This window comes from Luteibacter rhizovicinus (assembly GCF_004342265.1).
Taxonomy (GTDB): Bacteria; Pseudomonadota; Gammaproteobacteria; order Xanthomonadales; family Rhodanobacteraceae; genus Luteibacter; species Luteibacter rhizovicinus_B.
On the sequence record NZ_SMCS01000002.1, the window covers coordinates 931,552 to 948,026 of the forward strand.

Consider the following 16,475-nt stretch of genomic DNA (forward strand, 5'->3'; position numbering starts at 1 on the left):
TATGAAACTGGCACTCCGTAGCACCGCACTGTTCGCGGCACTCGTTCTCGCCGGCTGCGCAAGCGTCGGCCCGGATTACAAAGCACCGGTGGAAGCACCGGTGACGCTCCAGGGCGTCGACAAGACGCAGCAAAGCGACGCCACCTTTCAGGCACGCTGGTGGGAGCAATTCAACGATCCCACGCTGAATGCGCTGATCGTGCGGGCCGCGAAGAACAGTCCCGATCTGAAGATCGCGGTCGCCCGTCTGAACGAAGCACGTGCCCTGCTGGGTACCGCGAAGTCCCAGCAGATTCCGGACATCGAAACGCAGGCGGCCTATAGCCGCAGTCGTCAGCAGCAACCCGGGTTCAGCACCCAGCGGCAGACGGTGACCAGTTATCAGGCCGGCTTCGACGCATCGTGGGAACTCGACCTCTTCGGCGGTATTCGCCGTTCGGTCGAGGCCGCCGGCGCGGATGCCGCGGCGAGCGCCGCCTCGTTGCAGGATGCGCAGGTCACGCTGTTCGCCGAAGTGGCGCGCAACTACTTCGACCTGCGTGGCACGCAGTTGCGCCTGGAAGTCAGCCGTCGCGATATCGAAAACCAGAGGCAGTCGCTGAAGATCATCGAAGCGCGCTCTGAAGTAGGCACCGGTTCGGATCAGGACGTCGCAAGCGCGAAGGCGCGCCTTGCATCCGTCGAGGCGCAGCTTCCGTTGCTGGAAACCCAGGCACAGGCGGACTCGTTCCGCATCGCGGTGCTGCTCGGCGAACGGCCGGGCGAACTCGACGTCGATCTTTCGGCGGCGACATTTCGTCCGATCGATGTCAGCCTGCCCATCGGTGGCGCGGACGACGTGCTTTCGCGTCGCCCGGATATCCGTGTGGCAGAGCGCGAACTGGCCGCGGCCAATGCGCGGATCGGCGTGGCTAAGGCCGATTACTTCCCGCATATTTCGCTGGGCGGCTTCATCGGATTCCTTGCCGGTCGCAGCAACGACTTCGGCGGGCCGGCAACGCGTGCCTGGTCCATCGCGCCGAGCATTTCGTGGTCCGGCCTGAACGTGCAGCGCGTGCGATCGGGTGTAAAGGCCAGCGAGGCACGTGCCGACGCCGCACTGGCGAACTATCAGCGCACGGTGCTTCAAGCGCTGGAAGATGTCGATAACTCGCTGGTGTCGTTCAACCAGCAGCGTACGCGCGTCGAGAAACTGATCGAACAGGCGACGCAAAGCGAACGCGCGGCCTCCCTGGCGAAGATACGTTACGAAGCCGGCGCGACCGACTATCTCGAACTGCTGGATGCCGAACGGACGCAGTTGACCGCGGAAGACCAGCTGGCGGAAGCCGAAGCGGGAATCAATGTCCGCGCCGTGGCGTTGTACAAAGCGCTGGGCGGCGGCTGGGAAGCGTGCGCCGACGCACGCTGCACGCAGGTAGCAGCGACGCCATGAGCACGCGCAGTGCGGACGTCCGGCCGTTTCCCGCAATGCGCATGCGCACACGCGCCGTCGCCGTCGAACCTCCACTGGCCCAGCGCATCGCGCTGGTGACCGGTGCCAATCGCGGGCTGGGCCGTGAGATATCGCGCCAGCTCGCGGCACTGGGCGTGACCGTCGTCATGGGATCGCGCGATCTGGCACTGGGCGAACGAGCGGCACGGCTCGTTCGCGAGGAAGGCGGCGACGTCCTGCCGCTACGGCTGGACATCACCGCACAGCGCGATATCGACGAAGCGGTGGCGACCATCGGTGCGCGCTACGGTCGACTGGATATCCTGATTAACAACGCCGGCGGTTACTACAACTACGGCGAACGCGCATCGACCGTCGACATCGACGAGGTACGCGCGGCCCTCGACACGAACCTGCTCGGTGCGTGGCGACTGTGCGAAGCCGCCGCGCCGCTGATGCGGCGCCATGGTTATGGCCGCATCGTCAATGTATCGAGCGGTTGCGCGTCGGATATGGAATGCGGCGACATGTGTCCGGCCTATCGCGTATCGAAGGCGGCACTGAACGTATACACGCGCATCCTCGCCGAGGAGCTGTCTGGCAGCGGCATTGTCGTCAACGCGGTTTGCCCCGGCTGGACGGCTACCGACATGGGTGGCAGCGGCGGGCGTCCGGTTCGCGCCAGCGCCGACGGTGTGGTCTGGGCCGCTACCTTGCCGGATCGCGAAGCGGCGAACGGCGCGTTCTTCCGGGATCGGGAGCGTATCAAGTGGTAGCCGGCTTGTGGAAATAAAGCTGCGTTTTTCCGATTTGTCTTAGAGCAGCCGCTGCGTATCGTCGGTAACGTGATGTTTTTCGAGAATCACGGATGAGCACGATGACTTCATGGAAGGCTGCCGCCACATTCGCGGGTATTGCAGTGGCAATGCTCGCACTACCCGCAGCGGTGCGAGCTTCATGCGACGGCTATCCCGTGCAATCACAGTCTCAGCGCGTGTCGTTTGTAACACAAACGCCATCCATGGGAATCGGCCTGGGACAGGTCATAGCGGAAGAGGAGTCCTCTCCCGGGTTTACGGTCAAGTTCTGGTGCCGGTTCGCCACTTCCCACTTTCGACCCGTCACCTACACCTCGCCGGCACCGGGAGGAAGCAAAATCTTCAGAACCGACGTTGACGGCGTGGGTATCAGAGTGCTGATTCGCAGCAAGGAAGGTAATTGGAGCCAGCTTCCGCACTCGAAGTATCAATCGGGTGCCTCCTGGGCGATATACAAGAACGTGATCTATAAAGTGCAACTGATCAAGACCGGAGATATTCGCAGCGGCACGATCGTCGGCGGCATCGTAGGTAATGGCGGCGTCGACGGTGTCGACCAACTCAGCGTCACGCTTTCCCCCGTACGTATCGAGGCTCCGGTTCCTACCTGTTCATTCACGTCGCACAATCTTGGCTTCGCCTTGCGCAATGTCGACATCGCCAACATCGAGCGGGTCGGATACAGCGATTGGGTTCCCGCGAATCTTGTTTCCGGTGGCTGCCAGTACGTCAGCAAGGTTTCGATGACGTTCCAGGGCGCTTATGGCAGCAACGACCCAACACTCTTCACCGCGACGGGTGGCTCCGGAGGCGTCGGCATCGAACTTCGCAGCGCCAATCCGGATGCGGCGGCCGACCCAACCGGCACGAGACCCATCGTATTCGCTCCACGTGGCGCAGGCGGCCTCTATAAATTTCGGGCGCGCTATAGGCGTAACGGCCTTCCACTGAAGGCGGGCGCAGGCAATGCCAGCATCACGGTGAAAGTTGCATACGACTAGATCGGATCAGCGCTGGATCAGGTGCGCGAACCACGTCCACCCGCGCAGCTTGGCGGTGATGAGTTTGGTACATGTCAGCATCGGCACGGCGAGCAACGCACCCGGAATGCCCCATAGCCAACCCCAGATCAACAACCACAGCAGGATGGCGACGGGCGACAAACGCATGCGCCGACCTTGCAGCATCGGCGTGATCAGGTTGCCTTCGACGGCGGTAATACCGGCGAAGGTCAGAGCAGGCAGCAAGGCTGGACCGAGTTCCTGGAAATGCAGAATACCGACGATCGCGAGGATCGTCGTTGTCGTGATGGCACCGACGTAGGGAATGAAGTTGGCAACCATCGCCACGGTGCCCCACAGCAACGGATCGGGCACGTCGTACGCCCAGAGCATGCATGCGGTTATCAGGCCCAGACCAATGTTGATCGAGGCTGTCAGCAGCAGATAGCTCGACACTTCTTCCTGAATGCTGCGCACGATCGAGACCGTATGTCGCTTGTGCGCGAACGTCGGCGATATCTCGACGGCACGCCGAAGTATCTCGTCTCCGTATACCAGGAAGAAGAACACCAGCAGTGCAACGGTGAGAACGCTGGCGAGTACTTTGGGTGCCGAGGAAACGACGTCCCATGCAGTGAACGACATCGCCGGGTTACCGGGGGCCACGACGCGCGCCGCCGATCCGCTGACGAGGTTCTGCGTCGCCCTGCTCGCGGCTTCGAGCTGCTGGGTCATCGGCTTGATCTTTGGCGCGAACGTGCGGATCGCCTCGGGCGCCTGATGGAACCAGTTCATCGCGGGCGTCGCGATCATGCCGATACCGCTCGCCAGCGCACCGCCCAGCGCGAACATGACGACCCACGCGGCCAACCAGCGCGGTATGCGGAAACGTGCCGCCGTGGCGACAATCGGATTGAGCGCCAGCCCGATGAACGCGGCGAGCACCAAGGGAATCAGCAACGATTTTCCGATGGTGACGGTAAATACCATCGCCAGGAGAATCATGCCGGTAAGGGATATGCGAATTGCCTGCAGATGGCGCGAAATGCGGCGCGTGCTTCGGCTGCTTCCGCGCACGCGACGCGACGGTGCCGAAATAGTGGCAATGGCAATACCGGGAGCCGCGGTTGACGGAAGAGGTGTAGGCAGCGGACTGTGGGTGTCGCTCATGGATCGGTGTCACCAGCTCCATTGAAAATGCTGCCGGCTGCCAGCGAAACAACCTGACCGATAATGCTGGACGCACCACCCGTGATCAGGCCGCTGACGCCGGGTACGGCGAGCGGATTGACGTTGACGTTGCTGAGCAGGAAACCCGCGCCGGCCGCCATGCCCATGACCGTCAGCGGATACTCGTATCCCTTCGCGATGAGGGCGGCGGCGGGTTCCGTGGTTTCGATGCGTGCGGCAGCCATACGGGCTCGTGCCTCCCCGACCGCTGCCATGCTGCTGAAAATACCCATTGCCTCAATCCCCTTCGCTCTCGCCGTCCGCACGGCCCTGCTTTAGCGCGTCTTTCGCCAGCGTGGCCAGTTCGGCTCGCGTCGCGGGAAGAGTAAGCCAGTGCATGCAGCGGCGGAATACCAGTATGGCGGCGACCAGCAGGACCAGTTGCAGCAGCGCCAGCACGGTAAGCGCCCACGCCCACGAGCCGAACCATTGCGCGAGGCCCCAGCCGGCCAGCGCCAGCAGGGTGAAACCAAGCGCCACCGCGAACACGATGGCCGCCAGGCCCATGAACAGCATCAGCACGATGCCGTGACGCGCCAACCCGATTTCCGCCCGAAGCAGTCCCAGTTGCGCCGAAAAAAGATGCTTCAGTCCGGCACCGAGCCGCGTCAGATCGTCGACCCACTCCGGACGCTTGAGCCTGGAACCAGCCGCGGGACCGGCGCCTTCGGCACCGAAATCCGGATCGTTGGTATTTCCGTCGGGACCGTCTTCGAGCATGCCCTTCCCCTGGACCTTAGGCCAGCATCGATGAATCAGCTACGCAGGATGCGGCCGGCGAGCCAGCCCGCCACGAGTGCGATGGCCACCGACTGTACCGGCTTTTCGCGAACGTATTCGCGTGCCGTATCGAGCCAGTCGTTCGCATGGTCCAGGGCATCGCCATAGGCTTCCTGGCCGCGCAGCTTTACTTCCTCGGCTTTTTCCGCGGCGCGGGTGGCGCCGTGCGCAGCCTTGTCGGTCGCATGGTGCAAACCCGTTTCTACCTTGTCCGCGGCCCGGTCGACGGCGTCTTTCGTATGTTCGACCGCTTCGGACGTAGCCTGTTTCACGCGCTCGGCGCGAGCTTCGATGCGCTCGGCGGCCGTAATGGAGTTGGCGGCGGCGTTCGCTGCATTGGCGGCGGATTCGACGGGCTTATTCATAACGCGATTCTCCGGTGACGGGTTTGACAGCTTATGGGTTTCGAGGTGACGCGGAAGTAACTGCGCGGTACCGACAGTCGCGCGGCGGGCGATCCGGGAGACTCGCCCGCCGCGCATCGTTCAAGGGCACGCCGGCGAACCGCGGCCCAGCCGGACGTCACACACTTCGACCGCGGAAGAACGAAATGATGGCAAGGATAAGGAACACCACGAACAGAATCTTGGCAATACCGGTGGCCGTGCCGGCAATGCCGCCAAAGCCGAGTACAGCGGCAATGATCGCGATAACGAGGAACACGAGGGCGTAGTGCAGCATGACGGTTCTCCGAAAGGGTGCCGGTTCGCCTGACGAAGAATGTCGCAAGGCGCCCTGTCATTTAGTACCGCGCGCTGCGCATTTGATGTGAATGCGCAGGCGCACGGCGATCACCGCTTTTAGAACATTCAGGCTGTCGACGTCACTTCACTTCGTCGTCACGCCTTGACCTTCGGATTGAGACTGTAGGTACCCGTGATGACGGCCTTGTCGACGACGTGACCTTCGATCGCCGACCGCAGCTCGGCCAGGGAAAAGCCCTTTTCAAGCGGAACGGTAGCGACATCCAGCGCGTAAACATGGAAGTGATAGTGATGGACGATGGAATCGTTCCACGGCGGACAGGGGCCGTCGTAGCCGTGGTAATGGCCTTCCATATCCTTGTCGCCCTTGAACCATCCCGTGTAGTCGTTCAATCCCTGCACGGAGCCGGGCGGTCCCACCGGATCTTTCTTTCCGCGCGGAACAATGCCTTCGCCGCACGCGCCGTCACCCAGCTCGCGGCACTCTTCCGGAATATTGGCCATGAGCCAGTGCACGAATTCTCCACGCTTAAGCGCAGCCGATACGGTGCGTCCTTCGACATTGACGTCGTCGGGTTTCGTGGGCACGTCGGTATCGATGCACGCAATGACGAACGAGCGCGCCGTCGTCGGCACTTCCGTCCACGCCAGATGGGGCGTCGCGTTGTCCGACGGAAGCACGGGGCTGCCGAGGGTCATGAGCGCATAGCGCGCCGGAATGGCCTTGCCGTTCTGGAAACTGTCGCTGTGTACCTGCATGGATGTGCTCCTTACTTCGAATACGTCACGCGATAAATCGCGCCATTCAGATCGTCGCTGACAAGCAGGCTGCCGTCGGCCAGCGGCTGAACGTCGGCGGGCCGTCCGGACACTTTTTCGTCCTTGAGGAACCCGTCGATCAGCGGCTCGTAGCTCACGACCTTGTTGCCGTTGAGACGCGCGACCATCACGCGATAACCCGATTTCTGCGTCCGGTTCCACGAGCCGTGCAACGCGACGATCAACGCGCCGCGATAGGAGGCCGGGAACATTTTTCCTTCATAGAAGCGCAGGCCCAGCGAGGCGACGTGCGGACCCAGCTTATAGACGGGCGGGGTGTAATCCTTGCAGGACTTACCCTTGCCGAATTCCGGATCGAGCGTGTCGCCCTGGTGGCAATAGGGAAAACCGAAGTGTTCGCCAGGCTTGGTGATGCGATTGAGTTCGTCGCTGGGCATGTCGTCGCCCATTTCGTCGCGCCCGTTGTCGGTAAACCATAGCGACTTGTCGCTCGGCCGCCAGGTGAAGCCGACCGTGTTGCGGATACCGTGCGCCACGTCTTCGATACCCGTGCCGTCCGGATTCATGCGGGTGAGCTTCGCAAAACCGTCGCGATCGCAGATGTTGCAGGGCGCGCCGATGGGCACATAAAGCTTGTTGTCCGGGCCGAAAGCGATGAAGCGCCAGCCGTGATGCGTTTCGGTGGGAAGCTTGTCGTAGATCGTTTCAGGTTTGGGCGGGGCGTCGAGATGATTCTCGATGTCGCGCAAGACGACGATCTTGCTCACCGCCGACACGTAAAGATCGCCATTGTGGAACGCCACGCCGACAGGCAGCTGAAGCCCCGTCGCGATCGTTCGCACCTTGACGTCCTTGCCGTCGCCACGGGTGTCGGTCAGCGCATAAACCCTGCCCACGTCGCGCGATCCGACGAAGACGGTCCCTTTCGCGCCAACGGCCATTTCGCGGGCGTTGGGCACCTGATCGGTGAAGACCGTGATTTTGAATCCGGGGGGCAGTTTCAGCGTGTCCAGCGGAGGCGTCGCCGCGAAAGCGGGGCTCGCGAGCAGGCCAAGGGCAAGCGTCAGGACAAGGCGCATGGGTTGTGCTCCGTGTGGGGGAAACGGAAGCGTACTTCACGGCGGCGGCGTCGGCATGGCCCTTCCGTCGTATCCGGCTTATGAGATTAGGTGCCCGGACGCGAAGGTCAGGTATGCGCGGCGGCTACGGCCGCGAAACGGGCCGCGATATAGTCGTCGGTGAAGCTGGTCATGCCGAAGTCGCGGATAAAACCGCAGTGGCCGCCGTAGTCGGCGATGTCCAGTTCGATATTGGACGGCAGGCGCAGCTGTTCGAATGCCGCGACCGGAATGACCGGATCGTCGCGCGAGGTGAGGATCGTGGCCGGTACTTTCATGTCCTGCAGCCGGTCGCCGGCTACCGAATAGCCATCGAGATACGCTTCCAGCGAACCGAAATCGGTGTGCCGCAGCACGAGCGAACGGGTCAGTTCGCTCATGCTCTGCCTCAGCTCGGTCAACTCGAAGTATTCGCGCGTGGGAAACGCTTCCTGCTTAAGCCGCAGCGAACGACGCCACTTGTTCATGAAGTAAGCGCGATAAATCCATGGCGCCGACTCTTCGAGCGAGAGCAGGCCTTCCGCCGGATCGATGATCGGACACACCGCCAGCACGTAGGAAAGCGGTATGTCGTGCGCGGTCGCGTGCATGGCGGCCCGCAGTGCGAAGTTTCCGCCCAGCGAGAATCCGGCCAGCGCCATCGGCCGCGCAGGGTACATGCGCGCGATTTCGCGCAACGCGATCACGACCTCGTCGATGCGGCACGAGTGGAACAATGCTTCGTTCAACGCATGGCTTTCGCCGTGGTCGCGAAAATTGAGACGGAAGATGTCCCAGCCTTCCTCGAGAAGCCGGCTTCCGGTCTGGAGGACATAGGTGGAATCGACGCTGCCTTCCCAGCCATGGAAGAGTACGGCCAGGCCTTTGGACGGTTCGCCGGTGCGCTGGGCGGTGAATTTACCGCTCAGACGATCGCCGTTACCGACATCCACCAGCACGTCTTCGGCGCCCTCGCGTACCTGCTGCGCACGACGCGGCAGCAGCTGGCGGCGCACACCGCTGGACGAGAGCATGGTCTGCAGGTGACCGCTGCGCAGCGGCCACGACGGGCGGAAGTCGGTGCCACTGGGTAGGCTCATGCCGAGGTATCGGAGCCCAGGGCGGCGGCGATGCGTTCACGCGAGCTCTCGGCCATGCGGCGACGGGCATCGGGCGAGGCCGGTACCGGCTCGAGGAAATGCACTTCCGCGTCCAGCGGCGCCTCGCCCAGCAAACGGATGATATTCGCCAGGAAGCTTTCGCCTTCGCGGAAACCGATATCGATCAGACGGTGGCCATCGCGCGCGAAGCGCAGCGCAACGGGCTGGACCGGCACCTCGGCATCGAGCGCGGCCTGGAAGATGCGGGCATGGAAGACGCGCAGCACGCCGTTATGACCCGTGCCGCCTTCGGGAAAAACAGCGACCGACCGGCCGGCGCGAAGGCGCTCGACCATGACCGACATGACCGAGGTCAGCGAGTGATTGTTGCCGCGACGATGGAAAATGGTACCGCCGCGTGCAGCCATCCAGCCGACCAGCGGCCAGTTCGCGATCTCGGCCTTGGCGACGAAGCAGGCGGCGCGCTGGGTGTGCATCAGCTCGATGTCCAGCCACGAGGTGTGGTTGGCGACGAACAGGACCGGATCCGAAAGCGAGGTGCCGTAGCGACGGCTGCGGAAACCGAAGACGCGCAGCAGCCCGGTCGACCAGAAGCGGATCGTGCGGTGGGCAAACGGCTCGCGACCGTTACGCATCACGCCGCCGGCCCAGCTAAGGATCAGGGCACAAATCAGAATTCCGAACACGATATGCAGCAACAGCAACGGCACCCGCCACAGATAACGGAGCGGACGTAGTCGGTCGCGGGACGGCAGGGTGTCGGATGCGGCTTCCATCAAGCGTACAAGAGTAACGATGCCCGCGCTTCGTCGCTAGGGGAAGTAAGGAATTTCTTAAGACGCATTGCGATAACCCGTGCTATCCGAGGGGCGAAAATCATGCTCAAGCGGCTCCAAGCGGCAGATTTCCGGATTCCTTGACGGTACGAAGGACAAAACTCGTGTTGACGTCGGCGACGCCGGCCGCGTTCAGCAACTTGTCCAGAAGGAAACGGGAGAACCCCTCCAGATCAGCCACATAGACGTGCAGCAGGTAGTCCATGTCGCCGGTCAGGGCATGGCATGCGACCACCTCGTCCCAGTCCTGGACGCGAACGACGAACCCTTCGATCGAGCCGCCGTCGTGCTTAGCGAGCTGCACCCTGACGAAAGCCTGCAGGCCCAGACCCACTGCCTGTGGGTTGACCCGGGCGCCATATCCGCCGATGACGCCATCCGATTCCAGGCGCTGGACCCGGCGCAAACAGGCCGACGCCGACAGGTTGACCACCTGGGCCAGGTCCGAATTGGTCATGCGCCCGTCGTTCTGAAGGGCGGCCAGAATGCGGAGGTCGATACGATCCATGGCATGGTCTTGCATGATTATTGTCCGCCTCCCCATTCACACGCACGACTGTTGCACACAGTCACCCTTTCAATGCAACAAAGCAAGCTTCTTGCGCAGCATTGCGACTACGCTTGTGACCTCACCGCAAGAACGGTCTTTAAGGAGGCTTCCATGGACACCCCTCGTCGCGTCGAACATCAACAGACCGATCGTGGTTATGTGCCTGTGTATGCCACGGGGACCGTGGAGCAACCGTGGTCGAGCTACTCAAAAACCGATCATGAGGTCTGGGACACGCTGTACCGCCGCCAGCGCGAACTGCTGCCGGGCTATGCCTGCCAGGAATTTCTCGACGGCGTGGCGCGTTTCGGCCTGGGCGATGGCGGCATTCCGCGTTTCGACGATCTGAACCGGGTACTCCGCGCGGCCACGGGTTGGGAAGTGGTCGCCGTGGAAGGCCTGCTGCCCGACGAAGTCTTCTTCGATCACCTGGCGCACCGCCGTTTCCCGGTCAGCTGGTGGATCCGCAAGCCTGACCAGCTCGACTACCTTTCCGAGCCCGATCTGTTCCACGACCTGTTCGGTCACGTGCCGCTGCTGCTGAACCCTGTTTTCGCCGACTACATGGAGGCCTACGGCAAGGGCGGCATGAAGGCGTACGCCATCGGGCCGGATGCCCTCATGAACCTGACGCGGCTGTACTGGTACACCGTCGAGTTCGGCCTGATCCGGACGGATGCGGGCATGCGGATCTACGGCGCCGGCATCGTCAGCTCCAAGGGCGAGTCGATCTACTCGATCGATTCGGCCTCGCCGAACCGCATCGGGTTCGACCTGGAGCGCGTCATGAGTACGCGCTACCGCATCGATACTTACCAGCAGACCTACTTCGTCATCGACAGTTTCGAGCAGCTGTTCGACGCCACGCGTCCGGATTTCACGCCCATCTACAACCGTCTGGCGGACCGGGCTCCCGCCACGGCCGGCGATATCCTGAGCACGGATCGCGTTTTCACCCGGGGCACCCGCGAGGGCTGGGCAACGAACGCCGACAACTGAATCCCATCTCAACGGCGGCCTAACAAGCCGCCTCGTAGGATGAGCCCACCTCCCCACTCATCCCGAGATTACCGTGGTCGTCTTCGACATCCCCTACGAATCCGTTGGTCCCGGTCTCTGGCTGCTGCAGAAGAACGAGTCGGAGTATGGGGAATTCTGTTCGCGGGACGACGCGCTCGAATGCGCCGTTACCGAGGCCCGCCGCCTCGAAGCCGCCACGCAGACCTCGTCGGTCGTAGTGTTGAACATCGAGGGCATCGACGGCGTCTGGCGCGCTTTCGACACGTCGATCAAGCCGTACGCGGGTAAGACTGCGTAAAACCTCAAGCACGACGAATTCCCGCTTCCTGTAGGAGCCCGCTTGCGGGCGAAAGCCAACAGGGCGAGGAAGACGGATGCTCACCTCCGCGAGCCCGATCTACGGGCTTTGGCTTTCGCTCGCAAGCGAGCTCCTACATGGGCTCGCTTTTTCGTGCCCGGAAAAAACAAAAACCCCGGCAGCCAGGGGATGAGCTGCCGGGGTTACATCGGGTCCGAATCTAGCAGGGGAACTAGCGGGACCCGGGGCAACCGGCTAATGAAAGCTCCCGGTTACCAACAGGTCGCCCTCGCGGCGATCACTAACTTAGATGGGGTCGTCGTCTGGAAGTTCAACGCAAATATCGAATATCGCAAGCGCATGCAAAAAAGTTTCAGGCGATACAAAAAATGAACCCCGGCATCCAGGGGAGGAAATGCCGGGGTTGCGTCGGATCCAGGCTAGCAGGGGAACTAGCGGGACCCGGGACAACCGGTAACAAAAAACGCCGGTTGCCAACAGGTCGCTGTCGCAGCGATCGAATACTTAGATGAGGCACCGGGGACGAAGTTCAACGACGCGCGATGTCGATTGATGGCATTCGTTCAGGATTGCGACCATGTCGAGCACACCGACATATTTTTGAATTGCGTACACGGCTCGCAAGCGAACGCAATCTAAATATTTCTTAAGAAATTTCTCATTCGCTACGACGACATTGCAGACGTCCACGTTCAATGGCTCGTACGCAAGTCAGAGTCCGGACAAAAATAAACCCCGGCATCCAGGGGAGGAAATACCGGGGTCGCGTCGGGTTCGGGCTAGCAGGGGAACTAGCGGAACCCGGGACAACCGATTAATAACAAACCACGGTTGCCAGCAGGTCGCTTCGCAGCGATCGAGTACTTAGATAGTCCCTCGACCGTGAAGTTCCCGTATCACCGACCCGTCGTCTTTGGCATTCGTTTAATTTCGGCCGATTTTGCATGCTGTTCGAGCCATGGCTCCACCGTCGCGGTCCATAGTGCATATCCTTTCGAATTCATATGGAGGCCGTCCGCGATGAAGAGTTCCGGTCGGGGTTCGCCTTGTCCGTCGACCATGCCCGGAACGATGTCGAGGAAAGAGACGTCCTTCTGTCTGGACGCCCATTCGCGAATAAGTTCGTTCGACTTCAATATCTTGTCGAGCAACGCGCGCCGCGAAACGCTTGGCTTGATAGAGATGAAGGCGATGGGAACCTGCGGCTGATCCTTGCGAACGCGCGCCACGAAGTCCGCGAAGTCGTCGCGCACCTGCTCGGGCGAGTCGCCGTTCATCAGATCGTTGTCGCCGGCATATATAACGATGGCGCCGGGGCGATAGGGAGCCACGATCCGCGCGGCAAACGCCGTGGAGTCATCGAGATCCGAACCGCCGAAGCCACGGTTGACCACGCGGAATGCCGGGAAATCGGCGGAGAGGCTGGTCCACATGCGGATCGACGAACTGCCGACAAACAAAACGGCACCGGGGACGGGCGGTTGTGCGCGATCCTGCATTTCGAACGCACGGATATCGGGTTCCCAACGGCTGTGATCGGGGCCCTTGGCGAAGACGGGTGCGGCCAGGACCAGGGCCGCGAAGAGAAGCGCGATTCGTTTCATCGGTTACCTTTCGCAAGAGATGGCATGTCGTTATTTGCCCCGATCCACGGCCTGCACTTTCAGCACCGCCGAAATCCGCGTGCCATCCCAGCGATAGATAAGATGCTCGGCCTGGACGCAGGGCGATATCAGGTCGGGATAAAACGCGGCGATGCATTCGCCACCGGTGTGACGCACGCTGTCGTAAACGATGCCGTTGGAACCCGCGGCACGCAGTTCGCGCGCAAGTGCGGCGCTGAGCACGTAGCTGTCCGGATCGTGCGCTTCGGGCCAGCCGCCGCGCATGTCGTGCAAACGGCCTCCGATCGCCATGGTGTAGCAACGCATCTCGGTATCGGTCGGCGGTTCGTGGGTCGCGGCGAGGAAGTTCTGCCGGTGAAACACCGTTTCCTCGATCGCCGTGGCAAGACTGTGCGCGGCGTAGAACACGCCCCAATGGCCGTCCGAGAAACGACTGCCTTCCGGATTGATATGAGCGAACGCGGCCATGATCGGCGTGGTGCCCTGTCCCGATACGCGACGCTCGGGCGGGACCAGACGGAGCGCGCCCATTTCTTCGCGCAGGCGCGGATTGGTCATCGATTCGACGGCAAGTACCGCATCGATGTCGGCGGGATTGGCGATGCGATCGAATACCCCCACCGGCGGAAAGCGGCTGGGAACGATGCGCCATGCGTGGCTCCAGCGGATGCGCCGGACCGGCGGCAACTCGCTCATCCGTTCCAGCCGCGTTGGGCGTCCAGGTATTGGCGCACGACGTAGAGATCGGCCACGTTGCCGGAAAGCATGCGTTCCAGCGCGGCTTGTCCGCCGAAAAGTGCCGCGTCGTTCGGCTTGCGGACCCAGGCGTCGGCCTGCTCGTGATCGGGGAAGAGGATCTGCAAGTCCTTATAGATACCGAGCAGGTAGCTGATGCGTTCGATCACGTCGCGCGACGGCGTGCCGTCCTGCTGGCGCTTCCACTTGTAGAACGTCGACTCGGGCGGGTCGCCCAGCAGCGTACGCTGCTCCGCGACCCGAAGGTCCCAACGCTCCGCCAGCGCGAAGAACGCCCGGAGCGCGGGTCCGCCGAGTTCAGCAATGGCGGGAAGGGTTTCACCGTGGACGACTGCGTGCATCGCGAGGTTTCCCTGTGAAGTTATGAAGGATCATACTCCACAGAGAAAGTTCGTGTGTGAACCGTATCCTAGGTCCTCGAGCCGTTTCGTTCCGTGTCCGGGCTCACGCTACCGGCGGGACGCGATCCAGGCGTCGACGTGTTTCTCCAGCACTGGCAAGGGTACGGACCCAAGCGCCAGCACGGTGTCGTGGAACGCCCGCAGGTCGAACTTCTCGCCCAGCTGGCTCTCGGCGCGCTGGCGCAGTTCGAGGATCTTCAGATAGCCCAATTCGTAGGAAAGCGCCTGACCGGGCCAGCTGATATAGCGATCGACCTCATTGGCGATCTCGCGCTGGCTCAGGGCCGTGTTCGATGCGAGATAGTCGATAGCCTGCTGACGCGTCCAGCCAAGATGATGGATGCCCGTGTCCACGACGAGCCGGCAGGCGCGCCACATCTGGTACGTGAGGTAGCCGAAGCGTTCGTAGGGGGTGTGGTAAATCCCCATCTCCTTGCCCAGGTACTCGCTGTACAGCGCCCAGCCCTCGCCATAGGCGGAAATATAGCCATCGCGACGGAAGGCCGGCAGACCCGTCTGTTCGTTGCTGAGCGACAGTTGCAGCGCATGGCCTGGCATGGATTCGTGCAGCGTGAGGGCGGGCATGTTGAACAGCGGTCGCGACGGCAGGTCGTAGGTGTTGACCAGATAGACGTCCGGACCGCCGCGGCCCGATGTGTAATACGGCGCGATGTCCGCCGGCACGGGCTCGATAGCGAAGCGCTGGCGCGGCAGCAGACCGAAGTAGTGGCCCAGCTTGGCATCGACCTGCTTGGCGACCCAGGCCGTACGCATCAGCAGTTCGTCCGGCGTTTTCGCGTAGAACTGGGGATCGCTGCGAAGGAACGCCAGGAAGTCGGGGAAGCTGCCCTTGAAGCCGGTTTCGGCCATGGTGGACAGCATCTCGGCGTGGATCTTCGCGACCTCGCGCAGACCGATCGCGTGGATCTCGTCGGGCGTCAGTTCCAGCGTCGTGTATTCGCGAATCTGCTGCTGGTAGTAAGCCTTGCCGTCCGGCAGCGCTTCGGCAGCCAGGGTGGAGCGCGCATGCGGCACGTATTCCTCGCGGAAGAAGCGCAGCAGCTTCGCGTAGGCCGGCACGACGCGCCCTGAGATGACCCGGCGCGCGTCGGCCCGAAGCTTCTCGGCGTCGGCGGCGGGCATGCTGGCGGGAATCGTGGTGAGCGGCTGGTAAAGCGCGCTGGCCTCGGGCGATTTCAGATCGGCGACAGCGGCGATGGAGACGTCGCGACCCGCCAGGACTTCGCGCGGCACGGTAAAGCCACGCGCCAGACCCAGGCGCATGTTGGCGATTTCCTGATCGACGAACGACGGAATATCGCCGAGGCGGTCGACGTAGCGGCGGTAGTCGTCGCGCGTGCGCAGCCGGTCGCCGCCCAGCTGGTAGCCGATGTCGGACCAGAAGGCCGAGTCGCTGTTGAACGGCATCTGCCACTGGCCGAAACGCTGGGTGGCGATGAAATTGCCGATCTGTTCGCGATAGATGGCGTAGTCGATCTGCGCGCTGTCGCTCAGCGTCTTCGGGTCGATACGGTCCAGCCTGGCCATCACGTCGGTCCAGTACGCCAGTTTGCGCTGCTGGCTGGCGGCATCGACCTGGTCGAGACGACCGGAACCCGGCTGGGACTCGCCGGAAGTCTGGATACCTGCCTGCCCGTTACGCCACGCCCATTCGGTGGTGTAGATCGTTCGGAAAGCGGCATCGGCGGGCGTCGCGACGGGTTGTTCGGCGTGTACGGCGCCGGTCGCCAGGGCGGCCAGGAGCAGGCCTTGGGTCCAACGGTTCATGCGTTATCCGGGTCTATCGGGGGAACGGTCGATGATCGCATTCATGGGAAGGGTATGGGGGTGCCGAAGGTCAGAGGTGCCGGCCAGGAAACTGGCAACACACCCATACCCTTTCCGTCATTCCGGCGTGCGTGTATGGACCCAGGACATAGGTAACAGGTGTGCCAGGACATGGGTTACACCTTGGCCGGGCTTTTTCCCGCCGAGGTGCCGT

19 protein-coding genes are annotated in these 16,475 nt (G+C 62.4%); 5 read left to right on the forward strand and 14 right to left on the reverse strand.

Going from position 1 to position 16,475, the window contains the following annotated elements:
• Position 1 precedes the first annotated feature (1 nt).
• The 3 genes from EC912_RS08345 (at position 2) to EC912_RS08355 (ending at position 3,254) form a co-directional block, all read left to right on the forward strand.
• A complete protein-coding gene (locus tag EC912_RS08345; RefSeq protein ID WP_132142738.1) occupies positions 2–1,435 on the forward strand; it encodes an efflux transporter outer membrane subunit in 1,434 nt (477 codons plus the stop codon).
• Complete coding sequence (locus EC912_RS08350; RefSeq protein WP_243649193.1) at positions 1,432–2,211, forward strand: SDR family NAD(P)-dependent oxidoreductase; 780 nt, start codon at positions 1,432–1,434, stop codon at positions 2,209–2,211. Before EC912_RS08345 ends, EC912_RS08350 begins: the two co-directional genes overlap by 4 nt.
• Positions 2,212–2,303: 92 nt before the next feature.
• Entirely contained in the window at positions 2,304–3,254 is a 951-nt protein-coding gene (locus tag EC912_RS08355; protein WP_132142740.1) for a fimbrial protein, read from the forward strand.
• Between the two features lie 6 nt (positions 3,255–3,260).
• Here EC912_RS08355 and EC912_RS08360 read toward each other — a convergent pair whose 3' ends face one another.
• From EC912_RS08360 to EC912_RS08405, 10 genes are all read right to left on the reverse strand, one after another.
• Positions 3,261–4,424 carry an AI-2E family transporter gene (locus EC912_RS08360; protein ID WP_132142742.1) on the reverse strand — a complete coding sequence of 388 codons (1,164 nt, stop codon included), beginning with the start codon at positions 4,422–4,424 and terminating at the stop codon, positions 3,261–3,263.
• Positions 4,421–4,669 (reverse strand): hypothetical protein, encoded by a 249-nt coding sequence (locus tag EC912_RS08365; protein ID WP_207906792.1) that lies wholly within the window; start codon positions 4,667–4,669, stop codon positions 4,421–4,423. The genes EC912_RS08360 and EC912_RS08365 overlap by 4 nt, the downstream gene beginning before the upstream one ends.
• Positions 4,670–4,721: 52 nt before the next feature.
• On the reverse strand, positions 4,722–5,204 hold the full coding sequence (locus EC912_RS08370) for a phage holin family protein (RefSeq protein WP_132142744.1): 483 nt from the start codon (positions 5,202–5,204) through the stop codon (positions 4,722–4,724).
• A 35-nt stretch (positions 5,205–5,239) separates the two neighbouring features.
• Positions 5,240–5,629 (reverse strand): DUF883 family protein, encoded by a 390-nt coding sequence (locus EC912_RS08375; protein WP_243649194.1) that lies wholly within the window; start codon positions 5,627–5,629, stop codon positions 5,240–5,242.
• Between the two features lie 157 nt (positions 5,630–5,786).
• Positions 5,787–5,945 (reverse strand): DUF1328 domain-containing protein, encoded by a 159-nt coding sequence (locus EC912_RS08380; protein ID WP_132142746.1) that lies wholly within the window; start codon positions 5,943–5,945, stop codon positions 5,787–5,789.
• Positions 5,946–6,103: 158 nt separating this feature from the next.
• Positions 6,104–6,727: a YbhB/YbcL family Raf kinase inhibitor-like protein gene (locus EC912_RS08385; RefSeq protein ID WP_132142748.1), complete on the reverse strand. Its 624-nt coding sequence runs from the start codon at positions 6,725–6,727 to the stop codon at positions 6,104–6,106.
• Between the two features lie 11 nt (positions 6,728–6,738).
• Complete coding sequence (locus EC912_RS08390) at positions 6,739–7,827, reverse strand: PQQ-dependent sugar dehydrogenase (RefSeq protein ID WP_132142750.1); 1,089 nt, start codon at positions 7,825–7,827, stop codon at positions 6,739–6,741.
• A 107-nt stretch (positions 7,828–7,934) separates the two neighbouring features.
• Positions 7,935–8,945, reverse strand: coding sequence for a YheT family hydrolase (locus EC912_RS08395; protein WP_132142752.1), 1,011 nt, complete (start codon positions 8,943–8,945; stop codon positions 7,935–7,937).
• Positions 8,942–9,742: a lysophospholipid acyltransferase family protein gene (locus EC912_RS08400; protein ID WP_132142754.1), complete on the reverse strand. Its 801-nt coding sequence runs from the start codon at positions 9,740–9,742 to the stop codon at positions 8,942–8,944. Before EC912_RS08400 ends, EC912_RS08395 begins: the two co-directional genes overlap by 4 nt.
• A gap of 106 nt (positions 9,743–9,848) precedes the next feature.
• On the reverse strand, positions 9,849–10,325 hold the full coding sequence (locus tag EC912_RS08405) for an Lrp/AsnC family transcriptional regulator (RefSeq protein ID WP_132142756.1): 477 nt from the start codon (positions 10,323–10,325) through the stop codon (positions 9,849–9,851).
• Positions 10,326–10,463: 138 nt separating this feature from the next.
• Here EC912_RS08405 and phhA point away from each other — a divergent pair, with 138 nt between their 5' ends.
• The gene (gene phhA, locus EC912_RS08410; protein ID WP_132142758.1) at positions 10,464–11,351 is read left to right on the forward strand and encodes a phenylalanine 4-monooxygenase; all 888 of its coding nucleotides are present in this window, start codon (positions 10,464–10,466) and stop codon (positions 11,349–11,351) included.
• A 73-nt stretch (positions 11,352–11,424) separates the two neighbouring features.
• Positions 11,425–11,670 (forward strand): hypothetical protein, encoded by a 246-nt coding sequence (locus EC912_RS08415; RefSeq protein ID WP_132142760.1) that lies wholly within the window; start codon positions 11,425–11,427, stop codon positions 11,668–11,670.
• Positions 11,671–12,587: 917 nt separating this feature from the next.
• On the opposite strand, the gene EC912_RS08420 is transcribed toward EC912_RS08415, so the two are convergent.
• The 4 genes from EC912_RS08420 to EC912_RS08435 all read right to left on the reverse strand — a co-directional run bounded on the left by EC912_RS08420 (position 12,588) and on the right by EC912_RS08435 (position 16,261).
• On the reverse strand, positions 12,588–13,295 hold the full coding sequence (locus EC912_RS08420; protein ID WP_132142762.1) for an SGNH/GDSL hydrolase family protein: 708 nt from the start codon (positions 13,293–13,295) through the stop codon (positions 12,588–12,590).
• Between the two features lie 30 nt (positions 13,296–13,325).
• A complete protein-coding gene (locus EC912_RS08425; protein WP_132142764.1) occupies positions 13,326–14,012 on the reverse strand; it encodes an RES family NAD+ phosphorylase in 687 nt (228 codons plus the stop codon).
• Positions 14,009–14,413: an MbcA/ParS/Xre antitoxin family protein gene (locus tag EC912_RS08430; RefSeq protein WP_132142766.1), complete on the reverse strand. Its 405-nt coding sequence runs from the start codon at positions 14,411–14,413 to the stop codon at positions 14,009–14,011. The genes EC912_RS08425 and EC912_RS08430 overlap by 4 nt, the downstream gene beginning before the upstream one ends.
• A 108-nt stretch (positions 14,414–14,521) precedes the next feature.
• Positions 14,522–16,261 carry a DUF885 domain-containing protein gene (locus EC912_RS08435; RefSeq protein WP_132142768.1) on the reverse strand — a complete coding sequence of 580 codons (1,740 nt, stop codon included), beginning with the start codon at positions 16,259–16,261 and terminating at the stop codon, positions 14,522–14,524.
• Between the last annotated feature and the right edge of the window lie 214 nt (positions 16,262–16,475).

Bases quoted from the DNA above. Each gene is read 5' to 3' on its own strand.
- EC912_RS08405 (WP_132142756.1), bottom strand. From the start codon at position 10,325: ATGCAAGACCATGCCATGGATCGTATCGACCTCCGCATTCTGGCCGCC.
- EC912_RS08420 (WP_132142762.1), bottom strand. From the start codon at position 13,295: ATGAAACGAATCGCGCTTCTCTTCGCGGCCCTGGTCCTGGCCGCACCC.
- phhA (WP_132142758.1), top strand. From the start codon at position 10,464: ATGGACACCCCTCGTCGCGTCGAACATCAACAGACCGATCGTGGTTAT.
- EC912_RS08345 (WP_132142738.1), top strand. From the start codon at position 2: ATGAAACTGGCACTCCGTAGCACCGCACTGTTCGCGGCACTCGTTCTC.
- EC912_RS08380 (WP_132142746.1), bottom strand. From the start codon at position 5,945: ATGCTGCACTACGCCCTCGTGTTCCTCGTTATCGCGATCATTGCCGCT.
- EC912_RS08365 (WP_207906792.1), bottom strand. From the start codon at position 4,669: ATGGCTGCCGCACGCATCGAAACCACGGAACCCGCCGCCGCCCTCATC.
- EC912_RS08395 (WP_132142752.1), bottom strand. From the start codon at position 8,945: ATGAGCCTACCCAGTGGCACCGACTTCCGCCCGTCGTGGCCGCTGCGC.
- EC912_RS08360 (WP_132142742.1), bottom strand. From the start codon at position 4,424: ATGAGCGACACCCACAGTCCGCTGCCTACACCTCTTCCGTCAACCGCG.
- EC912_RS08435 (WP_132142768.1), bottom strand. From the start codon at position 16,261: ATGAACCGTTGGACCCAAGGCCTGCTCCTGGCCGCCCTGGCGACCGGC.
- EC912_RS08355 (WP_132142740.1), top strand. From the start codon at position 2,304: ATGAGCACGATGACTTCATGGAAGGCTGCCGCCACATTCGCGGGTATT.
- EC912_RS08350 (WP_243649193.1), top strand. From the start codon at position 1,432: ATGAGCACGCGCAGTGCGGACGTCCGGCCGTTTCCCGCAATGCGCATG.
- EC912_RS08430 (WP_132142766.1), bottom strand. From the start codon at position 14,413: ATGCACGCAGTCGTCCACGGTGAAACCCTTCCCGCCATTGCTGAACTC.
- EC912_RS08385 (WP_132142748.1), bottom strand. From the start codon at position 6,727: ATGCAGGTACACAGCGACAGTTTCCAGAACGGCAAGGCCATTCCGGCG.
- EC912_RS08400 (WP_132142754.1), bottom strand. From the start codon at position 9,742: ATGGAAGCCGCATCCGACACCCTGCCGTCCCGCGACCGACTACGTCCG.
- EC912_RS08425 (WP_132142764.1), bottom strand. From the start codon at position 14,012: ATGAGCGAGTTGCCGCCGGTCCGGCGCATCCGCTGGAGCCACGCATGG.
- EC912_RS08390 (WP_132142750.1), bottom strand. From the start codon at position 7,827: ATGCGCCTTGTCCTGACGCTTGCCCTTGGCCTGCTCGCGAGCCCCGCT.
- EC912_RS08375 (WP_243649194.1), bottom strand. From the start codon at position 5,629: ATGAATAAGCCCGTCGAATCCGCCGCCAATGCAGCGAACGCCGCCGCC.
- EC912_RS08370 (WP_132142744.1), bottom strand. From the start codon at position 5,204: ATGCTCGAAGACGGTCCCGACGGAAATACCAACGATCCGGATTTCGGT.